Annotated in this window: 1 pseudogene; it reads right to left on the reverse strand. The window is 47.5% G+C overall.

Going from position 1 to position 1403, the window contains the following annotated elements:
* Window positions 1-127: 127 nt before the first annotated feature.
* Window positions 128-1212 (reverse strand): annotated as a pseudogene (locus F6K37_RS42335) (IS4 family transposase).
* Window positions 1213-1403: the final 191 nt, after the last annotated feature.

A 1403-nucleotide genomic window follows, 5' to 3' on the forward strand; every position in this document is an offset into this window, starting at 1 on the left:
AGCTATGCTGAAGGGACCGGAGTTGGAACTAGTTTTTAAGAAGTCCAGTGATTTTACAAATGATTTAGGATTGCTATAATAGATAGCAAGGTTTTAGTGAATTGGTATAATTTTATAGCACCCTATCCTAAGTACAGGACAAAAAATGGAGAGAGTTAAGAAAAGCTGGGAAGTGGTGGTCAAGATTGGTGAAAATTGAGCGCAGATAATCAAATCCCAAACGAAATAGGCTCTTGGCTCGTCGTTGATGGGATTTAATCGGAATGGGTTTGAGTGTATGTTGCCACAAACCCGTCTTCATCGCCCACACAAAGGCGATCGCTAACAAAGCCAAAAGTTTGCTTAGTCTCGGGGCATCATTGAAATGAGTCGATTCAAGGCAAAAACCCCGAGTCTTCAGTGCCGCAAACAGGGTCTCGATGCCCCAACGGCGGGTATAATCCGATAAAGCTTGTTCGGGGCAATGATTGGTGACCAGAATCAGAAAATTATCATCTCCTTTTTGAGTCGGTTGTAGGCGAGCGCCAATCACATAGACTGGGCGACCCCAAACCCAATGATGACCTGAAAGGACGCGAGTTTCCCCGACGGACAAGTTGGCAAAATAGCGAGACCCTGGTACGGCTTGTTGCCGAGTCCGGGATCGAATCAAGTCACTTTGACGTATGCGTATCCGAAACGGAATTGGCTTGTCCATCAACAGATAGGACAGCCACTCTTGGCCGATAAATTCCCGGTCAGCAGTTAGGTACGCGATCACCACATCAGGAAACAAAGCTTCAAAGCGATCAAGTAAATCCATACGTTCATCACTGTTACTATTGCCCTGCTTCTCAAGCAGAGTCCACAGCAAGGGGAAAGCAATCCCCTCATGGACCACACCCAACATTAAGATGTTGAAGTGGGTTTTTCCGTGCATACCAGTTAGTGCGGTCAAGGCTCAGTACCCAAGGTTGAGGGATTCCAGCCAATTTGACGAGCATCTGGGCAATTTGAGCCATGTCTAGGTCAAAAGACCGGAAGAATCGCTGCATTCGCTTGTAGTGAGATGCATGAGCGGCTTTTCCTCCGCACACGGTCGCCAACTCCGCGCTTATTGACTGTTTTGGCTCGAAATAGGGCTATGAGGAACATGGCGACGAAGGAGAGTCGCGCCCCATGCCAGCCCAGGTGGGGTCGCAATTTGGCTCGAAGTTGGTTAATCTGTTCCATGAGGGTTTGTGGTCTTTGTGGTAATTTCCATCAAACCCTCTCCCTGGCACTTTTTGCAACTTTTGTCCTGTACTGAGCACCCTATCAAGTGATATAGCAATCCGATCTGATTCGTGAAAGAAATGGGCTGCTTTAAGGCAGAAGGCAGAAGGCAGCTATGCAGAAGGGACAGGAGTTGGAGCTAGTTTTTA

This window comes from Moorena sp. SIO4E2, assembly GCF_010671945.1.
GTDB lineage: Bacteria > Cyanobacteriota > Cyanobacteriia > Cyanobacteriales > Coleofasciculaceae > Moorena > Moorena producens.